Origin of the sequence: Mesorhizobium sp. M7A.F.Ca.US.011.01.1.1, assembly GCF_003998295.1 — a bacterium.
In the GTDB taxonomy this organism is placed as follows: Bacteria; Pseudomonadota; Alphaproteobacteria; order Rhizobiales; family Rhizobiaceae; genus Mesorhizobium.
On record NZ_RZRT01000006.1, the window covers coordinates 130301 to 144675 of the forward strand.

General features: G+C 60.9%; 14 protein-coding genes. 4 read left to right on the forward strand and 10 right to left on the reverse strand.

Going from position 1 to position 14375, the window contains the following annotated elements; all coding sequences use genetic code 11:
* Positions 1-28: 28 nt before the first annotated feature.
* Entirely contained in the window at positions 29-1039 is a 1011-nt protein-coding gene (locus EOA13_RS10585; RefSeq protein WP_127292169.1) for an ATP-dependent DNA ligase, read from the reverse strand.
* A gap of 222 nt (positions 1040-1261) precedes the next feature.
* On the opposite strand from EOA13_RS10585, the gene EOA13_RS10590 reads away from it, so the two are divergent.
* The 3 genes from EOA13_RS10590 to EOA13_RS10600 all read left to right on the forward strand — a co-directional run bounded on the left by EOA13_RS10590 (position 1262) and on the right by EOA13_RS10600 (position 4051).
* The gene (locus EOA13_RS10590) at positions 1262-1852 is read left to right on the forward strand and encodes a LysE family translocator (protein ID WP_127292172.1); all 591 of its coding nucleotides are present in this window, start codon (positions 1262-1264) and stop codon (positions 1850-1852) included.
* 237 nt (positions 1853-2089) lie between these two features.
* A complete protein-coding gene (locus EOA13_RS10595) occupies positions 2090-3469 on the forward strand; it encodes an Nramp family divalent metal transporter (protein WP_348629754.1) in 1380 nt (459 codons plus the stop codon).
* Positions 3470-3556: 87 nt separating this feature from the next.
* Positions 3557-4051, forward strand: coding sequence for a hypothetical protein (locus EOA13_RS10600; RefSeq protein WP_127292175.1), 495 nt, complete (start codon positions 3557-3559; stop codon positions 4049-4051).
* Positions 4052-4124: 73 nt separating this feature from the next.
* On the opposite strand, the gene EOA13_RS10605 is transcribed toward EOA13_RS10600, so the two are convergent.
* Positions 4125-6236 (reverse strand): catalase, encoded by a 2112-nt coding sequence (locus tag EOA13_RS10605; protein WP_127292177.1) that lies wholly within the window; start codon positions 6234-6236, stop codon positions 4125-4127.
* A 291-nt stretch (positions 6237-6527) separates the two neighbouring features.
* Between EOA13_RS10605 and EOA13_RS10610 the strand changes: the two genes are divergently transcribed.
* Positions 6528-7091, forward strand: a complete 564-nt coding sequence (locus EOA13_RS10610; protein ID WP_127292180.1) for a sigma-70 family RNA polymerase sigma factor — start codon at positions 6528-6530, stop codon at positions 7089-7091.
* Here EOA13_RS10610 and EOA13_RS10615 read toward each other — a convergent pair whose 3' ends face one another.
* From EOA13_RS10615 to EOA13_RS10655, 8 genes are all read right to left on the reverse strand, one after another.
* Positions 7092-7268: a hypothetical protein gene (locus EOA13_RS10615; protein WP_127292183.1), complete on the reverse strand. Its 177-nt coding sequence runs from the start codon at positions 7266-7268 to the stop codon at positions 7092-7094.
* A 458-nt stretch (positions 7269-7726) separates the two neighbouring features.
* Positions 7727-8641, reverse strand: a complete 915-nt coding sequence (locus tag EOA13_RS10625) for a class I SAM-dependent methyltransferase (protein ID WP_127292186.1) — start codon at positions 8639-8641, stop codon at positions 7727-7729.
* Between the two features lie 3 nt (positions 8642-8644).
* Entirely contained in the window at positions 8645-9631 is a 987-nt protein-coding gene (locus EOA13_RS10630; protein WP_127292189.1) for a GNAT family N-acetyltransferase, read from the reverse strand.
* Entirely contained in the window at positions 9628-10776 is a 1149-nt protein-coding gene (locus EOA13_RS10635) for a glycosyltransferase (protein ID WP_127292191.1), read from the reverse strand. The genes EOA13_RS10630 and EOA13_RS10635 overlap by 4 nt, the downstream gene beginning before the upstream one ends.
* A gap of 5 nt (positions 10777-10781) precedes the next feature.
* Entirely contained in the window at positions 10782-11714 is a 933-nt protein-coding gene (locus EOA13_RS10640; RefSeq protein ID WP_127292194.1) for a beta-xylosidase, read from the reverse strand.
* A complete protein-coding gene (locus tag EOA13_RS10645) occupies positions 11707-12468 on the reverse strand; it encodes a TIGR04290 family methyltransferase (RefSeq protein ID WP_127292196.1) in 762 nt (253 codons plus the stop codon). Before EOA13_RS10645 ends, EOA13_RS10640 begins: the two co-directional genes overlap by 8 nt.
* 2 nt (positions 12469-12470) lie before the next feature.
* Complete coding sequence (locus EOA13_RS10650; protein ID WP_127292199.1) at positions 12471-13274, reverse strand: sugar phosphate nucleotidyltransferase; 804 nt, start codon at positions 13272-13274, stop codon at positions 12471-12473.
* Entirely contained in the window at positions 13274-14374 is a 1101-nt protein-coding gene (locus EOA13_RS10655; RefSeq protein ID WP_127292201.1) for a glycosyltransferase, read from the reverse strand. Before EOA13_RS10655 ends, EOA13_RS10650 begins: the two co-directional genes overlap by 1 nt.
* Position 14375 lies beyond the last annotated feature (1 nt).

The following is a 14375-nucleotide window of genomic DNA, read 5'->3' on the forward strand; positions in this document are numbered from 1 at the left end:
TTTCTGGAAGCGATCTTCCAGGAGCGGTCTATTCGATCTGCTTGAACGTGCATTGCCGTGGCGCCTTGTCGGGGCGCCAGCGCAGCAGTTTGGTGCCGTGGCGAAACCGATTGCCGGTAACGTGGTCGAAGCGGACCTCCACCACCAGTTCAGGTTCCAACGGTTCCCATTGTCCGCTGCGCTCCGTGCTCCAGCGGCTCGGGCCGCCGGGCGCCTTGCCGGTGAATCCGGGCTCTGACCGCAGCCCTTCCAGCCGGCGCGTGAGCGCTCCTCTGTCGGTCCTGGCGATGGTCGACGTGAAGCCGACGTGATCGAGCTTGCCGTCGTCATTGTAGAGGCCGAGGAGCAGCGAGCCAACCTCACGACTGTCCGCGAGATAGCGGAAACCGCCGACAACGCAATCGGCGGTGCGCCTCGGCTTTACCTTCACCATCGCACGTTCGCCGCACAGATAATGCTCATCGAGCACTTTGGCCACGATGCCGTCGGTCGATGCATGGCCAGCGCCGTTTAGCCATCGAGCCGCCGTGGCTGCATCATAAGTGCACTTCGACAGGCGAAGATCTGGACTGTTCGAGGAGGTCGCGAAGTCCTCGATCGCTCGCCGCCTTTCGACAAGTGGTTTGCCCGTGATGACCTCGCCGCCCGGCTTGGCAAGCATGTCGAAGAGGATCAGACTGGCAGGCGTCTGCGAACTCAGTTTGCGGATTCTGCTTTGTGCGGGGTGAAGGCGCATCTGCAGCGCTTCGAAGGAAAGCTCACCGTCAACCTCAATGACAATCTCGCCGTCGATGACGAAGTGCCCGCGCTTGAGGTCACGCAAAATCTCCGTGATTTCTGGAAAATAGCGGCCGAGCGGCTTGCCGGATTTGGCGCGCAGGTCAACGGCGTTGTTGCTCTTGAAAGCCAGGCAGCGAAATCCGTCCCATTTGGGCTCGTACTGCCAGCGGTTCCCGTCCCTGGGGATTTCATCGGCAAGCCTGGCCTCCATCGGAGGAGTGTCCAGCGGGAGCGGGAAGGCGTTTATCGGTTCATGCACGGGTCGGCCTCCAAAACCGGTTCAGGAACGGCTCCGGCTTTTCAACTTCCAGGACTGGCACCGCGTTCCATCTGACGGTTCTGCCTAGTTCTTCGCGATGGGACATTTTCATTTGCCGCGGAACCGGATGACGGCTGGTCGCTTTGATGTCATCGGCAACGCGAGCGGAGATGTCCCATCGATCCCTCATTGTGGATAGCTTTTGTCGGAACCGTCATTCTGATGCAGATGCCGCCAGGCCCCGACAGCATGCTGGTGATGGCCCGCGGCATCGGACAGGGGCGCGGCGTGGCGCTGTTCACGGTGCTCGGCATGACGCTGGGCGCCGGACTGGTGCAGCTTCCGCTGATTGCATTTGGCCTGTCTTCGCTTGTCCACGCCTCGCCGCTGGCGTTCAATCTGCTTCGATGGGCCGGTGCGGCCTACATTGTGTGGCTGGGTGTCCGGCTGCTGCTTTCAGCCTCGGCAACCATTCCCGCTGGTGACATCAAGGCGCTGCGGCCGCTCGCCGCCGCCCGGGAAGGAATGATCGCCAATCTGAGCAATCTCTGGCCTTTGATGTTCATGGTTGCGTTCTTGCCGCAATTTGTCGATCCGCATGGGGGCTCCGTCACGTTGCAGCTGGTGCTGCTTGGCGCAACACAGAAGATAACCGGTGTGCTGGTGCTGGGAGCCTACGCCTTGGCATCGGGCGCGGCCGGCGCATGGGTCATGCGGCACCCCCGCGCAAGGCTTTGGCAGCAGCGGTTCGCCGGCTGTCTCATCATCGGCCTCGGCGTTAGGATGGTGATCGGCGGCGGTACGAGCCGCTGACGAAGCGGATGAACGGCCGGACCGAACACTCGACTTTGGCGCCGCGGGATTTTCTTTTAGGGAATAGTTTGTGCCACGTCGAAGGACAGGCTTCGAGACAAGCATTCTCTTCTTCAGGGGACCGAGCATTCGCTTGGAGGTTCGGCTCCGCCGAAAGAACATCGGATGAATCGCCGTCGCGGACCGGGACTGTGTCCAGGAACAAAAAGCCTGACCAGAGGTTCGAACTCGATCTCAATGCAGCTTGAAACGGCTGCTTCATCGGCATCCGATTGGAATGTTCGTCATGATTTCTTGCGTGGCCCCGGTAAAGACGCGCCTTCAATGAACAAGCCACCTGAAGAGGGCCAAAGGGCAAGAGAGCAAAAAAAAGGCGGCGTCGTTCGGGCTCTCGGGCTTGGTCTGATCACCGGCGCGGCCGATGACGACTGCTCGGCTATCGGTACCTACGCGAGCGCCGGAGCGCGATTCGGGCCCGACCTGCTGTGGACGGCACCTGTCACGCTGCCGATGATGTATCTCGTCGTCTATGTTTCATCCAAACTTGGCCAGGTTTCGGGTCGCGGGCTTTTCAAGGTCATATCGGACTTCTATCCGCGTTGGCTGCTATGGTCTGTGCTGGTGGGCGTACTGATTGGTAACACGATCGAGGCAGCCGCCGACCTTGGCGCCATGTCGGCGGCCATTGTGCTGTTTGTTCCGCTGCCTGCTCCGTTGGTCGTCATTGTCGTCGCGATCGTCATTTTTGCCCTGCAGGTGTTCGGATCGTATAAATTGATCCGAAATGTGTTCCGGTGGCTGGCTCTGGCTCTGCTTGCCTATGTGGTCTCCGCGGTGCTTGCCAAACCGGATGCCGCCTCCGTTCTGCGTGGCACGCTGTTGCCAAAAATCGAGTTCAGCCGCGAATACCTGTCCATCCTCGTCGCCATCGTCGGGACCACGCTCTCCGCATACCTTTATACGTGGCAGTCCAATCAGGAGGTGGAGGAGGAGATCGCCAAGGGTCGAACGAGCCTCGAAGAGCGCAAAGGCGCCACCGAGGGCGAGCTGCGCCGATCCCGCCGCGATATCCTGATCGGCATGACGTTTTCCAATCTGATCATGTATTTCATCATCCTTTCGACAGGGTCGACGCTCTACAAGGCCGGGCAGACGCAGATCGAGACAGCGGCACAGGCGGCCGAAGCGCTGCGGCCGCTTGCCGGCGACGCTGCCGGCATTCTCTTTGCGGCCGGTGTAATTGGCGTCGGCTTTCTGGCCGTGCCGATCATGACCGCTGGCGCTGCTTTCGATTTCGCTCAGGCGATGGGATGGAAGAATAGCTTGCATGCCAAACCCCGGCAGGCTCCCAAATTCTACATCGTGATCGGGGTCATAACGCTGGTGGCGGTGGGCCTCAATTTCTTCGGCTTCAACCCGATGAAAGCTCTGGTCTGGTCCGGCATCGTGCAAGGATTTTCAACGCCGCCGCTGCTGCTTCTCATTCTCATCATGACCAACAACCGCAAGATCATGGGTGACAAGGTCAACAGCACAAGCACGAACATCCTGGGTGGGGTGACGATCCTGGCGATTCTTGCGGCGTCGGCGGGGCTGGTAGCAAGCTGGTTCCTGTAGCTCGCCGGGCGTGAAGGATGTTCAGGCATGGTGGAACATCGGCGGTCAAATGTCGTTGAGACGTTTGTGGGAGAAAGGAGGTTGTCCATGTCAAAGTTGCAGGCCGCCACTCCGGATCGTTTAAGGCAACTCAGGCTTGAAGCTTCAGCACATTTCGCTCCGTTGATGCTGAATGAGGCCCTGTTGCGCCTTTCCCATGCCTGCGGAGGCGACAGCCTCGACCGCTTCGAGAAAGCCATGGTTGATCAAATCGAGGCGGCAAAGGACGATCGGGCCGATTTCGAAACGATCAAGGAATTCGCGATCGAGCAGCTTTACGCCCTGATCCGGAACGCCAACGATTCGCCAAAAAAGAAACAGGCGCTTGAGAAGATAGACACACGCAGAACGCCCGGCCGTTCCGAAGAACCACAGACGCTCGAGGACCAACTGCAGGCGGGGTTGGAGGATTCCTTTCCGGCGAGCGATCCGCCCTCGGTGGTGTCCACGACTATTTCAGGCGGAGCAAAGAAGCTGGTCGGGACCGACGAGGTCCTGGAAAAGCAGCGGCAACAAGCGTCCAGCAAGGAAGGCCGCTCGTAGATCGCGGTGCCGGCTGGTTTGGCGGCAACCAAAGGCCTGCGCACACGCCAACGAAACAGCTGGCGCCATCGCATCAAAGCTTGACAGCCGCCTCCCGCGCCCAGAGCCGCAATTTGCGGCATGACTGCACAAACGCAGTTACCGAAGCTGCCGAATCCAGCCGCGTCAGCCCCTCATCGGCATCGGGAGCGACGCCTGCTTTGATCAGGAGCGGCTCGGCCCCCGGGGTGAAGCCGATGAACTTGCAATGCGCAAACGCATCAGACACGAAATCCTTCGCAGCGGCCTCCTTGACCAGCAACTCGGCGCCCGCCTCGGAGAGGAGCAGCACCACCGCGTCGAACAATACGGATGGACCGCCGTCGATCATGTGCCTTGCCTCGATGTGAGTGCCGTCGGCGGTTTCGACGCCGCCCACCTTGGGCGCAACCACCTCCATCACCGCGCCTTCCGCTTCGATGGCGGAACGAAGTTCCTCGAACAGCGCGACATCGGCCCCATCGCTAAGCATGACATCGACTTTGCGGCCTTCAAAACTATCAGGCCCGTTTTGGATGATGCTGAGCGCCGGCGACGGCGGCAAGTCATCGCGCGGCGGAATGGCGGCTTCGGCAGGTTCGGGCAGGTCACGGATGCCGAGCTTGTCGGCGACCGTGGTCGCCAGCGTTTCATCGATGTTCAACAAATGCGAAACCATGCGCTCGCGGATCGCCGGCGCCTGGACCTTGCTCAGTTCAAATGTCAGCGCCATCGCGATGTGACGCTGCTCCGGTGGTGTCTGGCTGTTGAAGAATTGCCGGGCCTGGCTATAGTGATCGGCGAAGCTCTCCGCGCGCAGACGTACTTTCTGCCCTTCTTCGGCATCGGCGAAAGAACGGAAGCCACGCTGCGGATCCTCGCGCGGTCCCAGTCCCCATGAGTTCGGCTCATAATTGGCGCGACCGGCCGGGTTGCGCATGGCCATGTGCCCGTCCTGTTGAAAATGGGCGAACGGGCATTTCGGCGCGTTGATCGGCAGATGGGTAAAGTTCGGGCTGCCCAGCCGTTTCAATTGGGTATCGAGATAAGAGAAGTTGCGGCCTTGCAGAAGCGGATCGTTGGAGAAATCGATTCCGGGCGGCACATTCTGCGTCATGAACGCCACCTGCTCGGTCTCGGCGAAGAAATTATCCGGCATCCGGTCGAGCACCAGCCGACCGACGGGAATTGGTTCGAGGACCTCTTCGGGAATGATCTTCGTTGCATCCAGGATATCGAAGTCGAAACTGTCGGCAAACGCCTGATCGAACAGTTGCACCGTCAACTCCCATTCCGGGAAATTGCCGGCCTGTATGGCCTCCCACAGATCGCGGCGATGGAAGTCGGGATCGGCGCCATTGATCTTGACCGCCTCGTTCCAGACCACCGATTGCATGCCGAGCTTGGGTTTCCAGATGAACTTGACGAAGGTGGATTCGTCCTTCGCGTTGACGAGGCGGAACGTGTGCACACCAAAGCCTTGCATGAAGCGGAAGGAACGCGGGATCGCGCGATCCGACATGATCCACATCACCATGTGCATCGATTCCGGCATCAGGCTGATGAAGTCCCAGAAATTGTCGTGCGCCGTCTGTGCCTGCGGAAAGGCGCGGTCGGGCTCCTGTTTGGCGGCGTGGATCAGATCGGGAAACTTGATGGCGTCCTGGATGAAGAAGACCGGGATGTTGTTGCCGACCAGGTCCCAATTGCCTTCCTTGGTGTAGAGCTTGACCGCGAAGCCGCGCACGTCGCGGGCGAGATCGAACGAGCCCTTGTTGCCGGCAACCGTCGAGAAACGAACGAATGCCGGCGTCTTTTCACCAACTCGCTGGAAAATGTCGGCACGTGTGTATTTGGCAAGTGACTCGTAGGTCTCGAAAAAACCATGCGCACCGTAGCCGCGGGCATGAACGACCCTTTCCGGGATGCGTTCGTGGTCGAAGTGGAAAATCTTCTCGCGAAAGTGAAAGTCCTCGATCAGCGATGGTCCGCGCTCACCGATCCGCAATGTGTTTTGGTCGTCGGAGACAGGCGTTCCGAGCGCCGTCGTAAGGGCAGGCGTTTCATCCCCCGCGATCTGGTGCAACTCGCCGCCATTTCCGCGCGCGCTATTCTGATCCAGTCCACTTGCCGATTGGCGAGCGGAGGGGCGAGCGGATTTGGCCATGACAGGTCCTCGATCGATACCGGAAGGTTGAAGTGGTCAAGCCATCAAACTGCCGGTGAGCGGCTTTGTTCCCGTAAAAAATGGACGCTGGAGACACCGCTGTCGGAGGAGCCGTGACTGCTGCGGCGATGGTGCGCGCCGATCGGATGACAGATATCTCCGCCTGCGCAGAATTTATGAAGAGTTGTCTCCAGCACGAGGAACGAACCAAACTTCCATGCATTTAGCTGGGGCTGCGTTCACACACTCTTTCTTCTGGGAGCTGGACCATTGTCATCCGGAGGCTGCCTTTTGGCCGACCAGGAAACCAATGAAGTTTCCATCGTTGACCTGATACCTGCCCTGCGGGCATTCGCGCGCACCTTCTGCCGCGTCCCCGACGACGCCGACGATCTCGTGCAGGAGACACTGACCAAGGGTCTCGCCAACATCGACAAGTTCGAACCCGGTACGCGCATGAAGTCGTGGCTCTTCACCATCATGCGCAACACTTATTACACCCGGGTCAAGATCGCTGCCCGGGAGGCGCCCGGCCTGCTCGATTGCGCGTCTTCGAGGCCAATTTCGGAAGCTACCCAGGAATGGACCGTTCAGAGCAGGGAAGTTCACGGCGCCATTCAAAGGCTGCCTGAACACCAACGCGAGGTCCTGATGCTGATCGGCGTTTTGGGAGTGAGCTACGAGGAAACCGCCGACATATGCGGTTGCGCGGTCGGGACGGTCAAAAGCCGCCTGAACCGTGCGCGCGCCAACATCCTTGAATTCCTTGGAGAGAGTTCGCTGGAGACATTGATGGAGAGAAGAAACCAGCTTTCGGATGGTCAGCTTGATGTCGAGGTCGACGGCCGCAGATAGTCAGTTCTTCACGTCGCGTCGACGTTTCTCGACGAGCGCGTTTTGCAATTCGATCGCCAGCTTGGTCAGGCGGTCTGGAATTTTTTCCTGCTCTATGGCGGCCAGCAGGGAAGCAATCTCCTGATCCACAGCCATCTCGACATGCGGATCCGCGGTATCGTCGCTCGAACGAGACATCACATTCTCTTGATAGCGGTCCCTTGATCTTAGTGTGGTGGTAAGCGCCTTGCATTACAAGGCGGTGTCCACCGCCAAGAAGCTCACCAGCGGTCCCTTGCACAGGTTTATTTCCTTGCTGCTCCTTCGTCGCCGCGGGCCATGGACGCGCTGCGGTGGCGTTCAGTCCTTCGGCAATCGGTCAGCGGCGTGACCCGGATATTGATCGGACTTTCCGATTGCCGTCCTGCCCGCGCTCTTGGCATGCTGCTTCTTGTCGCGATTCGACAAGACCGCGTTTTCTTCGATCTCGTCCTTCTCCGGGGAGATCACCGCGCCGGCGCCGGCACTCTTGCTTGGCTGCTGCGGCCGAAATGTTTTTTACCGCCGGATGCCATGATATCCTCCTTCGAATCGGGGACACTCGTCGGTGCCCGTTGTTCGACGTCCGAACTGGCATCGCGCTGTAATGTTCCGCTTCACCCAGCGAGCAGAAAGGCGTCGCCATCCCACGACCGAAACGGCTTCTCGCCGTCGATGAGGACCCGCAATTGATGAGTTTGCGCCAGACGGCCGATATCATCGCGGTCTGAGAGAAGTGATCCGCGATAGGAATAGTTCAGCAAGGCGAGCCAGCCCGGCCGTTTCAGAACGCGCGCAATTTCGTCGAAATGCCGATCAGCCATGCCGGCCAGAACCAGATAGGGAAAGCTGTCCACCGCCAGCACGCAATCGAAACTGGCATCGGCGAATTCGGACAGATCGAGACCGGAGGTTTGTCGCAACTCGACATTGCCGAGTGCGGCGCATTGCTCGGAGGCGATGGAGATCATCCGCGGCGATATGTCGATGCCGACCATCCGCTTGAAGGATTTGCACAGCGCGCGCTCGAAACGGCCGATGCCGCAACCGATGTCGAGGATGCTCCGTTCCCTTCCGGTGAATTCTCGCGCTTCCAGCCATGCAACGATTTCGTTGGTCGTGGCTGTGAGCCTTGCCTCATCGCCGAGGGATGCCAGTTGGACACTCGCGGCTCCCGAAATCGCTGCCGCGGCATCGAAGCTGGAGGCCAGCCGCCTGACGACAGCGACATTCGTCTCATCCTCATCGCGCTCATGCCGAACGGCGCCACCCGTTGCCTGCAACATGGCGAAGACGTCTGGCTTGCAGCGCAGCAGTCCGGCGACCTTTCGCAGCCTTGCTGCGTCGCCGGCATCCGCCGGCTGGACCTTCAGCACGACCTCCGCCAATTCCGCTGCTCCAATTGTGGGCGGCAGGTGGAGCGCCAGCCTTACGAGAGCGCCTTCGGCGCAAATGCCATCGGCCACGCAGTCTTCAACCGCCAGCCTGACCGATGTCGGGCGCCGGGCGGCTTTCGGTGCGGTTACACTCATGCATCAACTCCGCGTCCAGACCCTGCGCATCGTCCACCTGTCGACGGCGCCCCAGCCATATTTATAGGCCTCCTGGCCGCGCAGGAAATCGAACTCGCGCGCATCTTCGCGGATCGCTTCCGCGATTGCGTGGCCAATCAGGATCGCGCCTGGGCTCTCCTCGGCATAAGCAGGGTCGAAGCCACCGAGGTAAGCATAGGCACGGCCGCCGTAGTGAAATCCGTAATAGGCGCCGACGGTCCCGCCATCGATCGCCAACAGCCAGCATCGCACCAGACCGTGAGCATCGAGCACGGGAAGTGAGAGCCGATGGAATTGCTCGACGGCGGCGTTGGCCAACACACCGCCTCCTTGTTCGGCCCAGCGCATATTGTGCAGGCGGATCAACTGATCGAGGAAGGTTTGCGGACTGCCGCTCGCCGACGACAGCGCGATCCGGCCGCATCTTGATGCGGCTTGACGCGCCCGACGCAACTGGCGTCTGCGTCTTGCGGGGACGCAGCCTGCAAGCGTTTCGTCGCCGGCGAGGGCGAGCACGGGGCAGGCGGCATGGGCGGTCGGCCAATCCATCTCGGGATGCGTCATCGCAAGGGCGACGCTGTCCTGCGGCAAGTCCGACAAGATCCATTGCACCCACCCGATCGAGAGGATCGACTCGGCGACAATGGCGACGACCTCGGCTTCGATCCCAGGGACAGCCAGAATGTCCAGGTAGTCGCTGAGCGAAATGCCGACCGGAAGCAGCTTCGAACCGGCGGTCCCATGCTCAAGATAGAGCGGCGCCAGCCCGACCAGATCGCCGCCGCGCCATACCGCGACCGTCGCCAGTTCACCGGGTGCGAATGCGTGCCACCACGGCACCAGCCAGGCGGGAGATTGAAACGGCGTCGCCGAGGGACTCTGCTGCCACAGTTTCCACCAGTGCGGCGTCAAGGCGTCGAATTGTGCGAGATCACCGATGATTTCGCTGCGCAGCACAGCTTTACTCACGGCACCGCGGCGAAGCGCCGGCGACCACTGCCAAGCTGTGCCAGCGCCTGATAGGCGTCCATGTAAGACGAGATCATCCGTTCCAGCGAAAACCGCCGTCGCGCTTCGGCCCTGCATGTCTCGGCATCCAAGCTGGACGCCGCAAGAATGGCTTGGGCCATCTCGTCGACCGTGTCGACGAGAAAGCCCGTCCTGCCGTGCTCTATGACATCGGGAAGCGCACCATTTGGAAAGGCGACCACCGGGGTACCGCAGGCGAGGGCCTCCATGGCCACAAGCGAGCTGGTCTCGGCTGCGAGGCTCGGAATGACCAGACAGCGCGCTGCGTTGAGAATGCGTCGCTTGGCGGTGAAGCCGAGCGGGCCAAGGAAGCGGCGGCGGCCATCGAGGCGAGATTGGACCTCATCGCGAAAGTACCGCGTATGCGTTTCATAGGGATAGACCTTGCCGCCGATGACCAGCGGCACATCTGCCTGTTTGGCTGCGTCGAGCGCCAGGTGGACGCCCTTTTCCGGGCAAACCCGGCTTAGAACAAGGGCAAAGTCGCGCTTCGGCTGCAGCAGGGTCAGTGCTTCGATGTCAACGCCGTTTGGAATCGGCGCCGCCAGCCTGGCGCCTGATGGCGCGGTTTTCTGCTGGCTGGGCGAGACCGCATGGAGCCAGAGGTCACCGCGCGTCGGGCGCAATGCCGCGGCCGGATACCAATCCAATGGCAGGTGGAGGGTCACCAAGGTCGGACCATCGTCGGGCAGATAAGCGTCGAAATCAATGCCGTGCAGATGAACCACGTCGATGGGCCATCGGGCGCGGGCAGCCGCGATCGCGTCGCGATGGGCCTGTTGCGCGCGGCTCTTCGCCGCCTCGTCGAGTACGCCGTTTTCGGCCGGTATTTCCACAAGCGTGCCGCTCGTTCTGGAGCCTCGGCAGCCAATGACGATAGATCGATGACCGGCCTGAACCAGTGCCCGATCGAGCATCGACAGAACCTGTTCGGCACCGCCGACAGCGTCGGGGCCGACGGGCGCGAGAGGGTAGGCGACATTGAGGACGGTGAGTGTCGCGGCCGGTCGCTTCTCGTTGCCCTGCGCCGCATCTCCACCTGTCAACGGCGTCGCGGAGCCCGGCATCTGATGCATGGGCACCATGACATTCACGCGGCCGAGGCCCGCTGCGTGGGGAGCGAGGCGGATGTCATGCCAGGCGCATAGCGGCGGATCATGGTTGAACAGAATTCCGCGAACTCCTCCGGCACCAGGGGGGGGCTGGTGTGGTGGGGCATCATTCCGCGGTGCTGAGGTGTGAAGCAGAAGGTGACCGTCACATCGAAATCGGCGAGTGCTTCCATCTGCCGGTCGAACCAGTCCAGCGCATTCGGCCGAAAGCCGTCCGCCCAGGAAAGCCCGGTACGCATATTGGTGACACCCAGCCGCTTCATCCAGGCGACGGCATCGTCCAGCCGCGGGTCTTCGAAATGAAACCACTGCACCAGGCCCATTGCGGGTGTATGGCGCAGGAATTCCTCCAGCGCGGGCTTTGGCGTGCCGTCCTGGCGTAGCAGCCCCATATGGAAATGCCGGTAATAAGACGAGCCCTCGGCTTCGCGGTGCCGCGTCGTTGCTTCCCATTCACGCGGAAGATCATAGAGGCTGTACCACTGGATGCGTGGTGCATTGCCGAGCAGCAATTCAGCTGTGCGCTTGAGCCCCCAGACTTGGATTTCCTCGGCGCCGAAGGTCGATACGCCGACTTCGCTGACCCAGATGGGAAGGTCGGTGACGGTCGCGATCTCGCCGATCTTCTGCGGCCATTCCTGGATCTGCCACAGGTTCCAGTCGAGGGGAAAGCCGTGCACGGCGACGGCGTCGACATGGTCCAGCACGCCGAATTCCTTCATCCGGGTGATGAACCCCGGATCTATCGGCGAGATGCCGCCGAGCACTTTGGTCAAAGCCGGGTTTTCAGATGCGATTGCGTCCGCCGACAGGATCGCCATCCTGGCAAAGCGGCTCCAATCAGGGTCGAGCTCGGGATCCCAATGCGATTTGTTGTTGGGCTCGTTCCAGATCATCGCGGCTTCAATCATGGCGCTGTCCTTTCGAGGGGTAGACGGGACCGCCACTGGCCGGGTCGCCGGCGGCGCGGCAGAAATAGACCTCCTGCTCCGGATGCAGGACGATTTCAAATCCGGCGCTGCGCAGCATCGCTTCGGTGCAGGCGCGGTTGGGTATCCACCAGTTGGTCGGGTCATCGGCATAGCGGTGCTCGATGAAATGGAGCTTGGGAAATTCCGGTCGGTCGAACAGGTCATGCGTCCAGAAATGATAGTTCTCTTCCATCTCCGGCAGATCTGTGCTGCCGCGCTGCATAGACTGGAAGATCATCAGGTCACCGGCGACATGCTCACGGATAAGGTCGAGCGCGAGCAAGGGGTGGCGCAAGTGATAAAGCACCCCCATGAACAGCACGATATCGAATGTTTCGCGCAGGGCGCCGACGTCGTAGACCGAAAGTTTCTGGAATTCGATTTCCCAATTGGCGATCTCGGCGGCAAAGCGGGCCTGCGCCAGATAGGCCTCATCGAAATCGATGCCGAGGACACGGGCAGCACCTCGCCGTTTCATCTCGATGGAATAGAAACCGGCATTGCAGCCGATATCCAACACCGTCTTGCCTGTCAGATCCGCGGGAATGGCCTCGGCGAATTTGCGCCATTTGATCAGCGGATAATTGCCGAGAAAATGGTTGGGAGCGGTTTCGACACCCGCCAGTTCCATGTTGTGGAACCATGGGCCGAGAGCATCGATACGGCGGCGGATTTCGGCATGGGAATGCAGCATGGTCAGGCTCCTTCGCCGGGAACGACAGGCACATGCGAACGGGCACCTGGCATAATCGTGGCGGTTTGGTGATGGACGGGTGCGGCGCCGTCCTCGAGCAGCCGCAGAGCCGTGCGATAGCCATTGAACGTGCCGACATCGACATAGGCGGACCCAGCCTTGACGCCGGAGGCTTGACCTCCGGCCGCAAGGTAGGCGTTGACCAACGTGCCGATATATTCGTCACGGCATTCCCGCTCGCGCCAGAGTGCCGCAAGCTGATGCAGGATCTGGCCCGGCATCTTGAACGCACCCCAAACCCAGTTCGTGCCAGCATCCTGTTGCTTGACCTGGATTTCGATCACGCGCTCGTGGTCATCGACAATGACGGCGTCGAAGAATTCCGGACAATCCACCGGGAAGAGCAGAAATGAAAGCTGATCGTCAGGCAAATGACAGAAGCCGTCCTCGGGAAACCAGATCGTGTCGGGAAGGCCGACCAGGACGACCTCATCGGGCGCGACGAGAGGAGCTGCCCGAAAAATCGCATCGCAAAGCCCAACCGGATTGGGCTGCACCACGAAGAGAGCCGCGGCGTCACCATAGCCGGCGGCGTAATATTCGAGGATGTCGGATTTGCCCGATCCAATGATGAAACAGATCTTGTCGACGCCGGCGTGCACCATCCGCCGCACCAGATACTCGCTCACGGCGCATGGACGCTCGGTCTGCCCATCGATCCGACTGCCGACCGGCAGCAGCTCTTTGGAGAAGCCGAGCGGCTGAATGCGGCTGCCGCGCCCGGCAGCGGGCACGATGCCCAACATCAGACTGCTTCCATCATCGGTTCGCCGGGAGATCTTTGAAAGGCGTCGTTTAGAACGTGGTCCAGCTCCGCCGCGCGCCGGGCAGAGGTGTGTTCGTCGAGAACCCGTTCGCGCGCTCGGGTTTTGATGGCATCGAGTTCTCCTGCGGGTAAGGCGAGCGCCGCGACGACGTCATCGGTGTCGTGGGCCAGCAGGATCTCGCTGCCGGGTTCGAAGAAGCTGCTTAGGCCCGGCCAGGTGTCGGTTATGATCGGCACTCCACATGCCGCTGCTTCAAACAACCGGCCCGAAGGGCACCAGCCCTTTTGCGCCATCGCCTCGCGGGTGACATTCAGCGTCAGACGAGAGGATGAGAAAAACGCCGGGTGATCGGCCGGCGGAAGGTGCCTGACGAAGAAGATGTTGTCGCTCCACGGGAATTCCTGCGGGTATTGTGCGCCGCCGATGACGAAGCGCTGGTCCGGCAAGCGCGCAGCTGGGCGAACCAGCAGATTTTCGACTGCTGCCTGGCGATCTGGCGCATAGGTTCCGAGATAGGACAAATCGGCCCTGAAATCGGCTCGCGGCGCTGCCGGCCGGTGTTGGTCGGGATCGACATGCCCATAGAGTGGCACCACGTGGCGCGCACCCAGCACCGACTTCAGCGCGTCGATCGCCGGGCCGCCTGTGTAACTCAGGACGAGATCGAAATCCGCAAGACCCTCGGGGCCGAAATAGGGTGGACGCTCACCTTGTTCGATGCGGGCAAGCGTGACTGGAGTGTCCAGATCGTAGAAGACACGCACTCCGCGGCCTGCCTGCTGCGCCAGCCGCGAGGCGTCCACGGCGTCGGGACAATAAGAGGTGACGATCACGACATCCGATCGTTTGATCGTTTGCTCCGCGACCCGGCGGATGTCCTCCCAGTCCGGGTAGAGCACGACGTTGCCGCCGTCCAGATGATCGAGATCGCGCGTTCCGGCATAGTAGGGTGTGTCGCGTTCGAAGAAGGTAATGGACCAGCCGCGCCGGGCGAGGGCTCTGATCAGTCCCCTCCATAGGGTGGCATGGCCGTTACCCCATGAAGACGTGACGGTAAGACCGAAAATGACCATCTGCATC

Bases quoted from the DNA above. Each gene is read 5' to 3' on its own strand.
- EOA13_RS10635 (WP_127292191.1), bottom strand. From the start codon at position 10,776: ATGGTGCCCATGCATCAGATGCCGGGCTCCGCGACGCCGTTGACAGGT.
- EOA13_RS10615 (WP_127292183.1), bottom strand. From the start codon at position 7,268: ATGTCTCGTTCGAGCGACGATACCGCGGATCCGCATGTCGAGATGGCT.
- EOA13_RS10600 (WP_127292175.1), top strand. From the start codon at position 3,557: ATGTCAAAGTTGCAGGCCGCCACTCCGGATCGTTTAAGGCAACTCAGG.
- EOA13_RS10605 (WP_127292177.1), bottom strand. From the start codon at position 6,236: ATGGCCAAATCCGCTCGCCCCTCCGCTCGCCAATCGGCAAGTGGACTG.
- EOA13_RS10650 (WP_127292199.1), bottom strand. From the start codon at position 13,274: ATGTTGGGCATCGTGCCCGCTGCCGGGCGCGGCAGCCGCATTCAGCCG.
- EOA13_RS10645 (WP_127292196.1), bottom strand. From the start codon at position 12,468: ATGCTGCATTCCCATGCCGAAATCCGCCGCCGTATCGATGCTCTCGGC.
- EOA13_RS10595 (WP_348629754.1), top strand. From the start codon at position 2,090: ATGCAGCTTGAAACGGCTGCTTCATCGGCATCCGATTGGAATGTTCGT.
- EOA13_RS10625 (WP_127292186.1), bottom strand. From the start codon at position 8,641: ATGAGTGTAACCGCACCGAAAGCCGCCCGGCGCCCGACATCGGTCAGG.
- EOA13_RS10640 (WP_127292194.1), bottom strand. From the start codon at position 11,714: ATGATTGAAGCCGCGATGATCTGGAACGAGCCCAACAACAAATCGCAT.
- EOA13_RS10655 (WP_127292201.1), bottom strand. From the start codon at position 14,374: ATGCAGATGGTCATTTTCGGTCTTACCGTCACGTCTTCATGGGGTAAC.
- EOA13_RS10590 (WP_127292172.1), top strand. From the start codon at position 1,262: ATGCAGATGCCGCCAGGCCCCGACAGCATGCTGGTGATGGCCCGCGGC.